The sequence below is a fragment of the Paenibacillus sp. cl130 genome (genome assembly GCF_900116035.1).
Lineage (GTDB): Bacteria > Bacillota > Bacilli > Paenibacillales > Paenibacillaceae > Paenibacillus > Paenibacillus polymyxa_B.
Map to the genome: position 1 here is coordinate 1,121,175 of NZ_FOYG01000001.1, position 15,406 is coordinate 1,136,580.

11 protein-coding genes are annotated in these 15,406 nt (G+C 47.4%); 1 reads left to right on the forward strand and 10 read right to left on the reverse strand.

Translation table 11 applies throughout. From position 1 onward, the window contains the following. Positions 1-194: 194 nt before the first annotated feature. The 3 genes from BM358_RS05310 to thpR all read right to left on the reverse strand — a co-directional run bounded on the left by BM358_RS05310 (position 195) and on the right by thpR (position 2,586). The gene (locus tag BM358_RS05310) at positions 195-878 is read right to left on the reverse strand and encodes a metal-dependent hydrolase (RefSeq protein ID WP_028543114.1); all 684 of its coding nucleotides are present in this window, start codon (positions 876-878) and stop codon (positions 195-197) included. A 217-nt stretch (positions 879-1,095) separates the two neighbouring features. Next, positions 1,096-1,908 (reverse strand): cell wall hydrolase, encoded by an 813-nt coding sequence (locus BM358_RS05315; RefSeq protein WP_023987413.1) that lies wholly within the window; start codon positions 1,906-1,908, stop codon positions 1,096-1,098. 111 nt (positions 1,909-2,019) lie between these two features. Then, on the reverse strand, positions 2,020-2,586 hold the full coding sequence (gene thpR, locus BM358_RS05320; RefSeq protein WP_028543115.1) for an RNA 2',3'-cyclic phosphodiesterase: 567 nt from the start codon (positions 2,584-2,586) through the stop codon (positions 2,020-2,022). A 227-nt stretch (positions 2,587-2,813) separates the two neighbouring features. Here thpR and BM358_RS05325 point away from each other — a divergent pair, with 227 nt between their 5' ends. Further along, complete coding sequence (locus BM358_RS05325; protein ID WP_028543116.1) at positions 2,814-3,770, forward strand: D-2-hydroxyacid dehydrogenase; 957 nt, start codon at positions 2,814-2,816, stop codon at positions 3,768-3,770. 4 nt (positions 3,771-3,774) lie between these two features. Here the strand turns inward: BM358_RS05325 and BM358_RS05330 are convergent, their stop codons facing one another. The 7 genes from BM358_RS05330 to BM358_RS05360 form a co-directional block, all read right to left on the reverse strand. Then, a complete protein-coding gene (locus tag BM358_RS05330; RefSeq protein ID WP_028543117.1) occupies positions 3,775-4,761 on the reverse strand; it encodes a TRM11 family SAM-dependent methyltransferase in 987 nt (328 codons plus the stop codon). Positions 4,762-4,774: 13 nt separating this feature from the next. Next, positions 4,775-5,719, reverse strand: a complete 945-nt coding sequence (locus tag BM358_RS05335) for an MsnO8 family LLM class oxidoreductase (protein ID WP_028543118.1) — start codon at positions 5,717-5,719, stop codon at positions 4,775-4,777. Positions 5,720-5,788: 69 nt separating this feature from the next. Further along, positions 5,789-7,204: a deoxyguanosinetriphosphate triphosphohydrolase family protein gene (locus BM358_RS05340; protein ID WP_028543119.1), complete on the reverse strand. Its 1,416-nt coding sequence runs from the start codon at positions 7,202-7,204 to the stop codon at positions 5,789-5,791. Between the two features lie 242 nt (positions 7,205-7,446). Further along, positions 7,447-8,358, reverse strand: a complete 912-nt coding sequence (gene nikC / locus BM358_RS05345) for a nickel transporter permease (protein ID WP_023987407.1) — start codon at positions 8,356-8,358, stop codon at positions 7,447-7,449. A 35-nt stretch (positions 8,359-8,393) separates the two neighbouring features. Continuing rightward, positions 8,394-9,398 (reverse strand): ABC transporter permease, encoded by a 1,005-nt coding sequence (locus tag BM358_RS05350; RefSeq protein ID WP_023987406.1) that lies wholly within the window; start codon positions 9,396-9,398, stop codon positions 8,394-8,396. Positions 9,399-9,427: 29 nt separating this feature from the next. After that, on the reverse strand, positions 9,428-11,083 hold the full coding sequence (locus BM358_RS05355; RefSeq protein ID WP_023987405.1) for an ABC transporter substrate-binding protein: 1,656 nt from the start codon (positions 11,081-11,083) through the stop codon (positions 9,428-9,430). A gap of 452 nt (positions 11,084-11,535) precedes the next feature. Then, positions 11,536-15,405 (reverse strand): non-ribosomal peptide synthetase, encoded by a 3,870-nt coding sequence (locus tag BM358_RS05360; RefSeq protein ID WP_028543120.1) that lies wholly within the window; start codon positions 15,403-15,405, stop codon positions 11,536-11,538. Position 15,406: the final 1 nt, after the last annotated feature.

Here is a 15,406-nt window from a genome sequence, read left to right on the forward strand (position 1 = left end):
TTTATGATTGTGATAATAAATCTTTTACATTACAGCTTCAACGTATCAATGCAAAAATATCTCATTTTTATGTATAAATATTCACTTTTAAAAAACAGCCTTTCCTATTCCTCTAAGGAACAGAAAAGGCTGACAAAGGAGATTTGATGAGTTTATAGACCATCAAGTGTATTCCCGCAAATCAGATATCCGTATTAAAATTCGAGACTTTCGCCGGGCTTCAATGCTTTCCCTTCAATGCCTTCTTTGTGTAGACGATCACAGAAGCCGTCTCCGTCCTGCTCAATACCCGGGAACGTATTGTAATGCACCGGTATTACGCGGCTTGCACGCAGCCATTTTGCTGCCAACAGTGCATCCTCCGGTCCCATCGTATAACCATCTCCGATCGGCAATACCGCAGCATCGATGGAGTTAGTTTCCCCAATGAGACGCATGTCGCCAAACAGGCCAGTATCCCCTGCATGGAAAAAGGTTTGGCCTCCCATGGTCAATAAAATCCCCGCAGGCTCTCCCATGTAAATGGTTTGTCCGTCCACCGTCAAAGATGAGCTGTGGAATGCAAGTGTGAATTTCACATGGAAACCGTCAAAGTGGTGACCCCCACCCAGATTCATACCGTGAGCTTTGGCTCCCAAGGATGAACAATATTCAGCCAGTTCCGCGACCGCGATTACTGGACAATCATTGCGCTTGGCAATTTCAACAGCATCTCCAAAATGATCAGCATGACCGTGTGTCAACAACACGGCATCCACCTGAATATCCTCAGCTTTTACGGTTGCCTTAGGATTTCCCGTCAAAAAAGGATCAATAATAATCCTTTTCCCCTCTGCCTCTACCAGTACAACTGAATGTCCATAATATGTGATTTTCATATCATCTAAGCCTCCTTTGTCACTTTCATTATTTTGGTTACTTTCCTTTACCTATTATACCTCTTTTGCATACTGGCTTCACCTGTACCACAAAATCCGTTCACAAAGCTGAACCCTATTGTTTAGAAAGGGCTGTTATTTGTAGAAGGCTGCCAACTAAACCGTTTCAATCTATACATTACTGATTTGAAACGCTCAGGGGTTTTATGCCAAATGCTCATTTATAAAAGGTATGATGACCGATAGTTTTCACCTTGGTACGCGAATGATGAACCGTAAGGTCCTGGGCTAACGTAAGCGACAGGAAAAAACAGGTGTTATCAGGCACGGCTTTATGGCCGTTCAAAGCAGCAGTAACCGCACGGATGCTGTCCTGGTTGGGCTGAACACGACGAAGACGCCCGTTCGCGACCGGACTAAATTGCGCTTTTTGATAAATCACTGCCTGAATCGTATCGGGAAATGGGGCTGACCGCAGCCGGTTTAAGACAACGTTGGCAACTGCCACTTTGCCTTCGTACGGTTCGCCTTCTGCTTCTGCCATCACTATTTTTTGCAGCAGGAGCAGTTCTTTAGCGGAGACAGGATAGCTCCAGGTAGACAACGCCTTGTCATCCTGAGTGAGCATTTTTGTCTTCGTAAAGTAGATGGTTGTAGGAGGGGTTAGGATTGCGGACTTGCTATGCTGGACCTCAAGCTTTTTCTTGCCTGTAGCAACGTTATTCCGAGCTTGTTCCGCCTGCTTCATCTGGGAAGCGGGTAACGGTGTCGGCATGATTTCTTTCCAGCTTGGCTGCCCATGAGCAGCGACAAAGATGGGGCTTGTCCTGTTTGACCCGTTATGGGTCCCCATCCTGTCGCCATATGAAGGAGCCGAAGAGTTCCCTGACCAGCTCAGAGATTGCATAGGTGTATTTTTATGATTTTTCTGTGTTTGCTGAACCTCAGCGTAGAGGCCTATCCCCAATATACAAACAAGCAGCACACTCAAAAGAGGTGCAAACCAACGATGTTCTTTAACGATTTCCATAATGTTCCTCCCGTTAACTTTAAGCACATTCCTCAGATATGTAACCCAAAATGCGCCTTTTGAATAACGCTGAAACACTATATCACTAAATTCGCTGATAGATCAAGGCTTTCACCTCATTAATGGGAATGTTTGAATTATTTGGTACATTGGTTTTTGACCCATTCGGGTTGCATATAAAACAAATTCTCCCACTTCCCACGGCTCGCTGCATCGGTCATTTGACTGCCAAATAGACGGTGGAATAGGCTTTTCTCCTGTGTACGAACGTGCTAGGGTGATATGAGGTCGATAAGGTCGTTCCTCGGGTTTAAAACCCAGCGGTTCCGTAGCCTGGAGTATGGACTGGTACAGTTGATCCAGTGACTCACGCTGCCCGGTCACTCCCCTCCACAGTACACGCGGAAATTCTTCACGGCCAAAAAAACCTGCTTCTCCAATGCCGAGTGTGAACGGGCCATGCTCAGCTGCAGCTTGAACTAAAACCTGCTCAAGTTTCGGTATAACCGAGGTCTCCACATCACCCAAAAACTGAAGTGTCACGTGGTAATCTCTGAAATCACTCCATTTGCGAAAAGTCAGGTCTTTTAAATCCTGCTCCACCCAATCATGTAATTTCTTCTTATGCTCATTTGGGAGAGCAATAGCTGTAAAAAGTCTTTGCGATTCATTTTTCATCAATCTATACCTCCTTTCCTAATAGATATTTGTGGATATCTCAAAAAGTAGCTGTTTGGATTGTCCCTAATCAGGGTAAAGCCATTTGTTGTTATATATAGTGACACCGCGAGCTCGTTTTTACCCTAATTATGCAATTTTTTCGGCAATCTGTTATTCTTGAAAGGATGGTTCGCCAGAATATATTGGAAACTCCAAGGAATCAAAAATCGAGGAGGCTATGAACTATGGGAAACATTTTAAGCTTACATCAACTTACGGAAGAGCAAAAAAAACAAGTTCGTGCAACAGCTCCGGGCTACGAATTGATTATTGGCAAAGCTCAGGAATTGGAGCCTAAACAAATCCGGGAGGCCGAGGTTATTCTAGGCTGGTCCAAGCATATTGCCGAAGAGGCGTTACACCCAGACAGCAAACTGAAGTGGATACAAACCTGGTCGGCTGGAATTGACAAGCTACCGCTTACCGAATTGGAAAAGCGTAACATTTTACTCACGAATACGAGTGGTGTGCATGCAATTCCAATTACAGAGCAGATCTTTGGCATGCTGCTATCGCATACACGTTATTTACAGCAAGCAGCTCTCTTGCAACGTCAGAAAACATGGCAGCCACCGAAAGGCCAACTGACGGAATTACGTGGCAAAACGCTGTTGATTACAGGCGTTGGCGAAATTGGCCGTGAAACAGCGCGGATTGCAGAAGCTTTTGGCATGCGGGTGATCGGAGTCCGTCGTTCTGGCAAGGAAGCTCCCCATGTAGAGCATATGTATACTAACGAACAACTACACGAAGCATTGGGAGCAGCGGATATCGTGGTAAATATATTGCCATTCACCAAGGAAACCCATCACTTCTTTGACGAAAAAGCATTTGCAGCTATGCGTAAGGGAGCCTTCTTCATTAATGTAGGCCGCGGTGGCACCGTTCATACGGATGCGCTTGTACGCTCTTTGGAGCAAAAGCATATTGCCTTTGCCGGACTGGATGTATTCGAGGAAGAACCGCTACCTGCTTCACATCCGCTATGGAGTCTGGACCATGTCTTGATCACACCGCATATTGCAGGCGATACGGACCGATATGCCGAACGGGCAGTAGATATTTTTCTTACTAATTTGAATGCCTATGCCGCTGATCAGAAACTGCCGCTGAATGTGGTTAACTACAAAACTCAGTATTAACACACTACTTACAGATCCAAATTTCCCGACTCATACCTGTCTTATGTATGCGGCATTGCTCCGTAAGGGTCCAATCTGAGTCGGATAACAATGTTTCCATCGGCTCCGTGCTCACGACCACTGCCCGCGCGGCCAAGCGTCTCAGACTGCGCAGCATCTTCTTTTGTTCATCAGCCGGGAGCACGGAGCACAGGTTATAGGGCATATCCAATATGGCTGCATCGTATGTGCCTTCGAGCATATTCATATCCCCGAGCTTCACTAGATCTTCTTCATATCCAAAATGACGCAAATTCACTCGTGCCCCACGCACCGCCAACGGGTTGATATCACAACCGCGAATATCCTTTCCCATACTCAATGCCTCAATCATTACATTGCCCATACCACAACACGGGTCTAGCAGTTTCAATGAGCCTGACTCTCCCTTTGCTGCTGTTAGATCAGTTGCTGCCAAATTCACAAGTGCCCTAGCTACCAGAACGGGTAGTCCAGTAGAATAATTTTGCGGCTTCTGACGACGCTCCTGCCACGATCTGTCGCTATACTGACACGTGCCCAGTAGCCACCGTTCTCCTATCCGAATAACACCAAGGGTGATATCCGGTGTCTTCATTTGCGCCTGCCCATGAATGCGTGCACCCATTCGGCGTTCGATCCCGCGCCGCTCGTCATAGTCAGCCTCATGGTCACCTTCTTTAAGGCACAACACCTTGAAAGTCTTTCCTTCCTCAAGTTGTAACATAGAAGCTGCTTCGCATAGCTCTTCCAGCGTTCCCGCATCTGTCATTACATCCAGCCTAAGATGAATAAACGGGCTCGTCCCCGGCTCCAGACGCCGATGGGACAATAGGATGGAGTCCTGCACGGGCGGCTGACCGAACAAGCATTTTAATTCCAAAAAACACAACTCACGCTCTGTTTCATGACACGCATAGGTATATATGTAGCTTGGTTTCATTTCTTCGATATTCGTTTTCTGTTTATTCATGTCATATCTCTTTTCATTTGGAATCAAGGTTAGAATTTACAGCCTCCGCTATTAGACGGTAGGAGTGAAGCCGCTGCTCATAATCGGGAATCAGTGTGACCAACAGAAACTCATCATTATCATATTTAATCTGCAAGCCGCGTAACCGTTCGGCAATATCCGACGGCGTTCCCACCAGCCAGCTGGCTCGCATTGCCGGGTCGCCCAATGAAATCTGACCAGCCCATTGCTGCGCCAGTTCATTCGTCAAGGCACATACTGCTCCTACAGCAACCATGGTACGTGGCTTGTCCATCCGGTTGGATGGCTGAAAGCTGGAGCGGTAAATGCTTAGCATTTCTTCCGTTTGCTGTTCACTCATAAACTGACCGAATACATAGCCTGTTGAATACTGGGCGGCATATTCGGCACTTTTTCGGTTTGTACCCAGCATCCACACTGCTGGCGGCTGTTCAGGCATCGGCCGGGCAAACACAGGCACCTGTTCATATTCGTATGTACCTTCCAGCAAAGCCAATAGAGCTTCCATCGTCTGTGGCAGCTCCGTCACATGTTGAAGAAAATTACCGCTCAGTGCCATTGAAGCATGAGGTCCACCACCAGGTGCTCTCCCCAGGCCCAATTCGACTCTGCCAGGATATAGAGCAGCCAGCAAATGAAACCATTCCGCGACCTTGACTGGACTATAATGCGGGAGCAAAATAGCACCCGCACCCAGTTTGATTGTCTTCGTCACCGCCCCGATATGAGACAGCAGCACTTCCGGGCTGGAGGAAGCCAGCCCCTCCATATCATGGTGCTCCGAGGTCCAGTAGCGTGTATATCCCCATGCTTCTGCCTGTCTCGCTAGTTCACCAGCTCGTTGAACCGCCTGCTCCGGACGGTTACCGGGCAGCAACGGCACCATATCGAGCACACCGAGATTCAACCTTTTCGTAGATAAAGACTGAGATTGCATAGACACATTCCTCCTTCCTGCTATCCATTACAAACCAGTTCCTTCTACTATATAGGGGTAATTTAAAGGTCAATCCAGATCATAAATCGAACCCACCTTCAGGCCGTATAACTCATTATAGATTTTTTCAGCAAAAGCATCGGTCATGCCTGCAATATAGTCTATGACCATATGCTCCCATGTCCAGATCGGTTTCGCCTTGGCTTGGTCGCGCTCATAGCGCTGGAGCCAGTCGCTTGGAATAATAGATTTGGACGTTTCCGGGTCTAGAAAAGCTAACCACAGCCGTCTGAGCATCCACTCACTCCGTTTTTGCAGTCGCTGTACGCGCAGATCGCGGATCATCGTAACCCAAGCAAAGCTTTTCAACACACTCACAGTGCGCAGCATATCCAAATCTTCGCTTCCATCTCGTACGAAGGTCACCTTTTTCCAATTTCCATCCTCAATTACACCCAAGCTGCTGACAAACAGGCTGACCCAGTATGCCTTCACTTCACGGCGGGTACGGGAATAATCGTGTTCACACATCGGCATCTTGCCGTTCCACACCTTCAAAAATTCGCTCAGCACAGCCGCTACCTTCTGCTCAATCTGAGCCAGTTGCCAGCCTTGCCAGAAGCTATCCTCCAACGTGGTGATTTTCTCCGTAATCAGACGAATTAAATACGGATCATATAAGAAGTGCTCATGTACCTCGATTTTCCCAGCCTTAATCCCGTCCTCCAGATCATGCGCAGAATAAGCGATATCGTCGCACAGGTCCATAAGCTGGGCTTCCAACGTTTTTTTACCATCAGGGATACCCCAATCCTCGCGGATGGAACGTATGTATTCCCACTCATGCAGGTACAACCCTTTTTTGTTCAGAATCCCCGGGTACGGGTATTTGTTGATCCCCAGTAACACAGCGTCCGACAAATTCAAACCATCCACGTTCTCACGCTTCTCCAAAAACATAATCAGCCGGAAATTGTGCGCGTTCCCTTCAAAATGCTCATAAATTCGTCGCTCACGCGCATAGGCCTCCTGTCCACGCTTAGACTCCGGTGTGAAGCCTCCGGCAGAGGATATCTTTTCTACCTTTGTTTCAATCAGTTGATCCAAAATCCCGTCCAGCACCTCTTCCCCCTTGTGTCCGAACGGTGGATGCCCAAAGTCATGTGCAATGGAAGCACATTCTACCACCTCAGGGTCAATGATCAGTCCTGCGTTATCTGCTTGTTCCAGCTCTACTTCGGGATGGCGGCGCAGCAAGCTTCGTGATGCTTCACGCGCAATTTGCGCTACCTCCAAAGAATGCGTCAGTCGTGTGCGGTAATAATCGCCCGTGCCTGCGCCAAACACCTGTGATTTACCCTGCAACCGACGGAAAGTCGGTGAATGGATTAAACGGGAGTAGTCCCGTTCATATGCGGCCCGTGAAGCGTCGCTTCGTGTCTGTTCCGCAAATTGCCGATGCTCTCTCTTGTCCTGCCATGTCATAAAGCCCACTCCCTACGTACTCAATTGGAGTGATTATACATTTTTTTTGCGCCTCAGGAAAGCTCACATGACTTTCAACTGTAAAAGTTACTTTTAGCGTCACTGCGCAGTCGGATTGTGCTTTCGAAGCGAGTATCCTACGGAAAGCTCTTAATGTCATATAAAAAAGGTGTTCCCCAGCCATTTGATTCAGGCCAGAGAACACCCCTTTACTCAACTTTATATACCTCACCACTTTTGCTCTAACGCTTCGCCCTCGGGTCAAGCACATCCCGCAGGCCGTCCCCCATTAGGTTAAAGCCCAATACGGTCAGCATAATAGATACCCCCGGAAAAATAACTGTCCACGGCGCGTTCTGGATATATTGCCGCGAATCGGACAACATTTTACCCCACTCTGGCTCAGGAGGTTGTGCACCCAAGCCCAGAAATCCAAGCGCTGCCGCTTCAATAATGGCCGTTCCGATCCCCAACGTTCCCTGTACGATGATCGGTGTCAGGCTGTTAGGCAAAATATAACGGAGGATGATTCGTGTATTATTGGCTCCAAGCGCTCTGGCAGAAGTGATATACTCCTCCGTTTTGACACTCAGCACCTTAGATCGAACCAACCGTCCATATGTTGGCACATTGACAATGGCAATGGCATACAACGCATTTTCCAATGAAGGTCCTAGAATGGCCACAATGGCAATGGCCAGCAAAATCCCCGGAAATGCCAGTAAAATGTCGAATAGCCGCGAGATGACCATATCTGCCCATTTTCCGTAAAATCCTGCGATTAAACCTAAGGCTGTTCCTACAATCATTGAACCAATAACAGACAAGAAACCGACCCACAACGAGATTCTGGCTCCATACAGCGTGCGAGTCAGTAAATCTCGACCGAGATCATCCGTACCGAACCAATGCTCCGCAGAAGGAGGCTGCAAACGGCTCACCAAATTTTGCTCTTTATAGTCAAAAGGAGCAATCCACGGCGCGATCAAAGCAATGATGACAAAGAAGATAATAATGCTCAGGCCGACGAACGCCATTTTATTGTGACGAAAAGCCCTCCATGCGTCTCTCCAAGGGCCAGTCACGACAGGCAAATGAGCCAATGTGCTGCGTGTCGTCGGTATGTTGTTGGGTTCCATTGAAAATTGTGACATCGGACAAGCTCCCCCTTGAACAATTGGCGACTTGATTACTGATAACGGATACGCCGGTCGAGCACCGCGTACAGCAAATCGACAATCAGATTAATGATGACGAACAGGAACGCAATGATCAGAATTCCGCTTTGAATAACCGGATAGTCACGCGAGCTGATCGCTTCAAAAATGTACCGTCCGATGCCAGGCCAGGCAAAAATGGTTTCTGTCAGTACCGCGCCTCCCAGTAGTGAGCCAGTCTGAAGACCGATGACAGTAAGTACGGGGATCGCAGCATTTTTAAGCGCATGTTTGTATACGACTTGAAAAGATGCCAGCCCCTTCGCCCGAGCTGTACGGATATAGTCCGCATCCATAACCTCCAGCATGCTGGAACGGGTAATGCGCGCAATGACCGCCATTGGAATCGTTCCCAGTGCGATACTGGGCAGGATCAAATGCTTGATGACGGTCCACACCTGATCCATACGTCCACCTATGATCGCATCAATCACGGCTAAATGTGTCACAGCTTCCACCGGATCACGAGAATTCATGCGTCCGATGGAAGGAAGCCAATGCAGTTTATTTGCAAAGATCCATTGCTCCATCAAGCCCAGCCAAAAAATCGGCATCGATACTCCGACCAGGGCAATGACCATACTGACATAGTCAAACCAGGAATTTCGCTTCCAGGCACTCACGATGCCGGCGTTCATTCCGACTACTACAGCAAAAAACATGCTTGCTACTGTCAACTCCAGCGTAGCCGCCAGATAAGGAAGCATTTCCCGGGCAATCGGCTGCCTGGTACGAATGGAATCGCCCAAGTCCCCTTGTGCCAGCTCACCTAAATAGGTCCCATATTGCTGTAACCACGGCTTATCCAGCCCCAATTGCTCACGTAGCGCCTGCTTGGACTGTTCCGTAGCCTTATCTCCCAGTATGGTTTCCGCCGGATCTCCCGGAATGGCATGAATAATGGAAAAAACGATGAGCGTCATGCCCAGTAATACAGGAATCAATATAGCCAGTCTTTTTACAATATATGAGTTCATATCCTATTCACCGCCTGCTTGCGTTTGGGCTATTCAAAATAAATATTTCCGTACGCTTCAATACCTGCCGGAGAAGGTACAAAACCCTTGAGGTTCGCTTTACCTGCCATCAGCGGTGTGCTATGAACCAATGGAATCCACGGCGCATCCTGTTTAATAATCACTTGTGCTTGTTTATACAGTTCCCCACGCTTGTTCTGGTCGACCTCAACCTGAGCCTTCACCAATATTTTATGAAGTTCCTCATTCACATAAAAACTGCGGTTATTGCCTGGAATCGTATCCTTGTCCAGCAATGTATAAAGAAAATTATCCGGGTCACCATTGTCCCCGTTCCATCCCAGCATATACAGATCATCCTTTTCCCCCGCCTTAACATCATCCAGATACGTAGCCCATTCCGGGGATTGGATGTTTACTTTGACGCCTATTTTTTCAAAATCGGCTTGAATGGCCTCTGCCACCTTTTTGCCGTCAGGCATATAAGGACGAGATACGGGCATTGCATAGAAGGTTAACGGCTCGGGAAGCCCGTTAGGAAAGCCCGCTTCCGCTAGCAAAGATTTAGCCTTATCCAGATCATAGGCATAGTCCTGAATACTATCGTTGTACCCCCATAACGTAGGTGGCATCGGATTGACCGCAGGCTTAGCCTGCCCTGCAAACAATGCATCAATAATGGCCTGCTTGTTCACTGCATGATTCAGTGCCTGCCGCACCTTGGGATTATTGAAGGTTTTTTTCTTTAAATTAAAGCCAATGTACGCCACATTAAAGGAGGGACGTTCAATTTTCACCAACTCGCTATTACCGTCTAACTGCTTTGCATCATCCGGGTTCAAATCCTCCATCAGGTCAATTTCCCCGTTTTGCAGAGCATTAAATCTCGCGGTATTGTCGGGTATGGAACGAACAATGATCTTAGCCAGCTTCGGCTGCCCCTCTTTCCAATAGTTTGGATTCTTCTCCAGCGTGATGGTATCGTTCCGTTTCCATTCCTTAAATACAAAAGGACCCGTGCCGACCGGATTACTCTTGAAATCAGCCTTTTTCTCCTGAATAGCCTTGGGACTTGAAATACTAAAGGATGGCATAGCGATATTTTGTAAAAACGGCGCCTGCGGCTTGTTTAGTGTAAACTGGACGCTGTTCGCATCTACCGCTTTAACCTCCTTAATCACCCTACTTCCTTCAGGACCGAACATAGAATCATAATAGTCAAACGAGTCACCTTCAAATTTGTATGGACTTTTCGGATCAGCCCAGCGGTCAAAGTTAAACACAACCGCTTCTGCGTTAAAATCACTTCCGTCATGGAATTTTACACCCTGACGCAGCTTGAACGTATAGACCAGTCCATCTGGTGATACTTCCCAGCTCTCTGCAAGCCCCGGTTGGATCTCCGTTGTGTTTTGCTTATATTCCAGCAGTGTGTCGAACACTTGCATTCCGATTTTTAGCGACTCGCTTTCAGTCACAATGGCAGGATCTAGCGCCACGGAATCTCCGCCGCGTCCATAAATGAGTGTGTCCTGCACGCCCTCTCCTGCTCCGCTTGGTGTTTTCCCTGCCTCTGGCTTTGCTCCTTCACCTGATCCCCCACAACCGGAAAGCGCCAAAACAGCTCCTAGCGCAAGCACCAGCAGAACGGTCCAGATTTTGTGTTTTGCATACTTTTTGCTCATGCAGCAAACCCCTTTCACACCTTATATATTGTTAATTCGTTGATACCGGATGAATGCCAATTCCTTTGGATTGACATGACAAGCTTGTCCTCAAGCTGTGGTCCCAAGTTCCGAGTTCATCAAATAGGTGTAGTAGGACAGAAGTTTTCATAATCTAGTGGTGTAAGAGATGCTGTAGGGTAATGAATAGATGTGATGTAATAAATAGAAAGAGGAGTATGTGAGGTCGTGGTGAAAGTGTGATATATACTCACAAACAGTGAATATTATGCTCAAACAAAGTTGATTATTGGATACTTTACTATAAAATCTGGAAGCATACAAGGGGGTTTTTCATACATTACGATATGTTTTTATACATCATGTCAATTAATATTACAAACCAACTTACACGATCATATCAAATAAATACTCCTGCTTGGGGTCTTCAACCTCCAAGCAGGAGCATAATCTTACCTCAAAAATGTATTCAGCACCAAACCTACAGACACGGCTTGGGCTCCTTTTACGATAGAGAAATGATCGCCAGGCACTTTATGCGTGAACATTTCCCCCTTACAATACAATTCCCATCCTTTATATCCTAATTCCCAGGTATGTTCTGAAATAAACAAACATACAGGGGCCTTTACAGCTCGATCGGGCTGGTAGACATGCTGCATTTTCACCCAATGATTCACACTTTTAAAGCGTTCTAGTAATTCACTCCGTCCCAACTCATTAAATTCCGGTAGCAAGGGGAGTACACTGGCTGGAAATGCTCGCTTCCACTGCGAAAAATCCAACGTTTCTTCCATCCTCTCCAGTTCCTGAATATGGTGGTCCCAGTGATCTTCCTTGCCATACTTCAAAGGTGGCAGTGTGTCCAGAATGGCCAAAAGTTCGACACGTTCTTCTTGTTCTTCCAATTGTCGGGTCATTTCGAAAGCAAGCGTTCCCCCCATACTCCACCCCGCAACATAATACGGGCCTGTTTTCTGAATACTTTTCAATTGATTCACATATCGGTGTGCCGCTTCCTTCATCCCGGCTGTTTTATTTTCAGCAAGAATCGAAGCATCCATTTTTATGCCCCAATAATTCCAAGTAGCTGTAAGTCCGTTGACCAATTCCATGTAGCAACTGACATCCAAGCTTCCATCATGGATGAAAAAAAGGTGCTTATCCTGCGCTGTGCCGGGCTTTAAGAGAACAAGCGTGTCTGCTCTGGCTGGAAACACACTTCTTTCCTTTCCCTGCAATGCACTTGCCAGTTGGCGGATGGTAGGAAAAGTAAATAATTTGGTGAGCGGTAGGTCTATCCCTAACTCACGCAAAACTAGCGAAACCAGCTTGGTAGCCTTGAGCGAGCTTCCTCCCAGGGTGAAAAAATTGTCCGTTACGCCAATGCGATCCGTCGGCAGGTTCGTGGGCAGAACCATCGACCAGATGCGAACCAGCTCCTGTTCCAGTTCATTGCAAGGAGGGACATATTCATTCTCCCGCAGTGCTTCAAGATCAGGCTCTGGCAACGCGTTCCGATCAACTTTGCCATTCACATTCAGTGGCAAACGCGGAAGTCGGATCAGACAGGCAGGAATCATATAATCCGGCAAATATGTAGCCAGCTCCAGCCGGACTTCTGCCTGTGACATTTCTACGTCGGAAACAAAGTAAGCACAGAGGTATTTGATCCCGTCGCTGTGCTGACGAACAAGCACGACTGCTTCCTGAATCCCCTCTATATGTGCAAGCCGAGCCTCAATTTCGCCGGTTTCAATACGAAAGCCCCGAATTTTGACCTGGTGATCCATGCGACCCAAAAATTCAAGCGTTCCGTCAGCCAGCCATCGGGCACAATCTCCAGAACGGTACATACGCTCTTCTGGGAGCCAGGGATGAGAAACAAATTTGGCTGCCGTTAATTCCTCCCGAGCCAAATAGCCACGCGCCAATCCTTCACCTCCAATGCACAGCTCACCCGGTACTCCAATGGGCTGAAGTTGATTGGACGCGCTCAGGATATAGACCTGTGTATTGGCGACAGGCTTGCCAATCGGCACGTTATGGTCATAGTCCTCCTGAATCGTATGGAACGACGTAAAAATAGTATTCTCCGAAGGACCGTAGGCATTGACAATCGTTAAATCCGGCTGGGCGGCGCGAAGGAGCTTCATATGCTGCGGAGACAAGGCGTCTCCCCCGGTCATGATCAATCGAAGTCCAGTAAAGATGGAAGGTTTCTCATCAATCAGCTGATTTAGCAAAGGAGCCGTGAACCATGCCATCGTGATTCCATACTGTGCCATCCTCTTGCCGAGTATATCGGCAGATAAAAGCTCTTCTTTTTCAATGAGATACAAGGTTGCCCCGCTCAGCAGTGTTCCCCACAGTTCAAAAACCGACACATCAAAGGCCAGGGAACACGTCTGCAATATTCGATCCTCTTGCGTAATAGCCAACGGCCCTGGCTCTAACACTAGGCGAGCAAAGGATTGATGCTCAATCATTACACCCTTTGGTTGTCCTGTAGACCCTGAAGTATAAATAATGTACATCACATTGTGCGCCTGATTGCTGTCCTCCAGATTACGGGGTTCTCCCGTATAGAGACTCTGGTCTGTGAGCAGTAACATGTCCACTCCAGGAAAGCGTCTAGTGCTGGCAGTCGGTAGAAGGCATATTTTCGCCTGACTATCCTGTAATAGATATTGAATCCGTTCATCTGGGTAGAGCGGATCAATCGGTAAATAAGCGGCCCCGGCCTTCAAAATAGCTAAAATACCAACAATCATCTCCAACGCAGGCGTAGCTAAAATACCGACGACATCTTCTGCCTGAACTCCCTTTTGCCGTAAAACCCGCGCCAATTGATTGGCACGTTCATTTAATTCATCATACGTTAGTTGCTTTTCTTTCCACCTCACGGCTGGATGGTCAGGCGTCCGTATCACTTGCTGTTCGAACAGTCGATGGATGGTTACCCCATGCGAATTTTTTTCGTATGCATTTTTGCTGTGGGTCTGATTAAAAGTATGAAGTAAAACGGTGCGCTCTTCTTCTGTAACCATATCAATGTCTTCAATCCGAATATCGGGTTGTTCGCCAATGATTTCGACAATTCTGGCAAAATGTCGTAGCATCCGGCGGGCGCTTTCCTCCGTAAACAACGCTTTGCGATATTCCAGTTCCAGCCCGATACCCTCCTGCATTTCGTATGCATACAAGGTGATATCAAATTTAGCGATTTTATGTTCAAAAGTATAAGGAGAAAACGTGACCTCTGTTGCCTGCACGACAGGCTGCGGTACATTTTCCAATACAAAGCAAGCATCAAATAAGGGATTACGACCACTGATCCGTTCAGGATTGACCTGCTCCACCAGCATATCAAAGGGGTAGTCCTGATGCTCAAACGCAGCAAAAGTTTGGTCTGCCACTTCTTCCAGAAAATCAGAGAACCGCTTGGTTCTCTGCGGTTTCTGACGCAAGGCGAGCGTGTTCACGAACATGCCCACAATCCCTTCAAACTCGGAATGAGTCCTTCCGGCGACAGGTGTTCCGATGACCAGATCCTCCTGTCCGGCATATTTGGACAGAAGGATGCTGTACGCGGCGAGTAGAACCATATACAACGTAACATTGTGCTGCAAGCATAATGCACGCAAGGAGTGAGCCGTATCAGCTTCAATCGAGTACGATACGATCCCACCGCTGTAATCAGACCTTAAGCCTTTTTCATCCGTAGGCAACGACAGCAGAGGAACATCCTCTGTAAATTGGTTCAGCCAAAATTCACCCTGTTTCTGAATATGAATATCGCTTAATTGATCGTTTTGCCAGATCGTATAATCGACATACTGAAACTCTAATGGAGCAAGCTCCTGTCCCTGATATAGAGCCATCAGCTCTTCAAATATAATGTTGATGGTTACCGCATCCGCGATGATATGGTGGATATCAAACAGGAACAGAATCTCCCCATCAACCAAAGGTACAAGCTCAGCCCGCCATAGAGGGGCCTCGTTCAGATTGAACGGACGGATAAACTCGTTAACAAGCTTATCCGTACTCTGATCCGAACGTTCTCTATAGGGAATCGATACATCGATGGATTCATGGACGAGTTGTAAAACCTCGCCGTCCTTTTGAATAAAGGACGTTCGCAAGCTCTCATGACGTTCTGTCAGCCTACACCATGCTCTGTACAGCCGCTCTGGCTCCAGCGCTCCTTTGATGATTCGAATGCTGGGCATGTTATAGATAATGTTAGGTCCGAGAAGATCATGAATCAGATATAGCCGTTTTTGCGCCGAAGATGTTTCATATCCTTCATAATGCATG

Bases quoted from the DNA above. Each gene is read 5' to 3' on its own strand.
- BM358_RS05325 (WP_028543116.1), top strand. From the start codon at position 2,814: ATGGGAAACATTTTAAGCTTACATCAACTTACGGAAGAGCAAAAAAAA.
- BM358_RS05350 (WP_023987406.1), bottom strand. From the start codon at position 9,398: ATGAACTCATATATTGTAAAAAGACTGGCTATATTGATTCCTGTATTA.
- thpR (WP_028543115.1), bottom strand. From the start codon at position 2,586: ATGAAAAATGAATCGCAAAGACTTTTTACAGCTATTGCTCTCCCAAAT.
- BM358_RS05330 (WP_028543117.1), bottom strand. From the start codon at position 4,761: ATGAATAAACAGAAAACGAATATCGAAGAAATGAAACCAAGCTACATA.
- BM358_RS05360 (WP_028543120.1), bottom strand. From the start codon at position 15,405: ATGCATTATGAAGGATATGAAACATCTTCGGCGCAAAAACGGCTATAT.
- BM358_RS05355 (WP_023987405.1), bottom strand. From the start codon at position 11,083: ATGAGCAAAAAGTATGCAAAACACAAAATCTGGACCGTTCTGCTGGTG.
- nikC (WP_023987407.1), bottom strand. From the start codon at position 8,358: ATGTCACAATTTTCAATGGAACCCAACAACATACCGACGACACGCAGC.
- BM358_RS05340 (WP_028543119.1), bottom strand. From the start codon at position 7,204: ATGACATGGCAGGACAAGAGAGAGCATCGGCAATTTGCGGAACAGACA.
- BM358_RS05310 (WP_028543114.1), bottom strand. From the start codon at position 878: ATGAAAATCACATATTATGGACATTCAGTTGTACTGGTAGAGGCAGAG.
- BM358_RS05335 (WP_028543118.1), bottom strand. From the start codon at position 5,719: ATGCAATCTCAGTCTTTATCTACGAAAAGGTTGAATCTCGGTGTGCTC.
- BM358_RS05315 (WP_023987413.1), bottom strand. From the start codon at position 1,908: ATGGAAATCGTTAAAGAACATCGTTGGTTTGCACCTCTTTTGAGTGTG.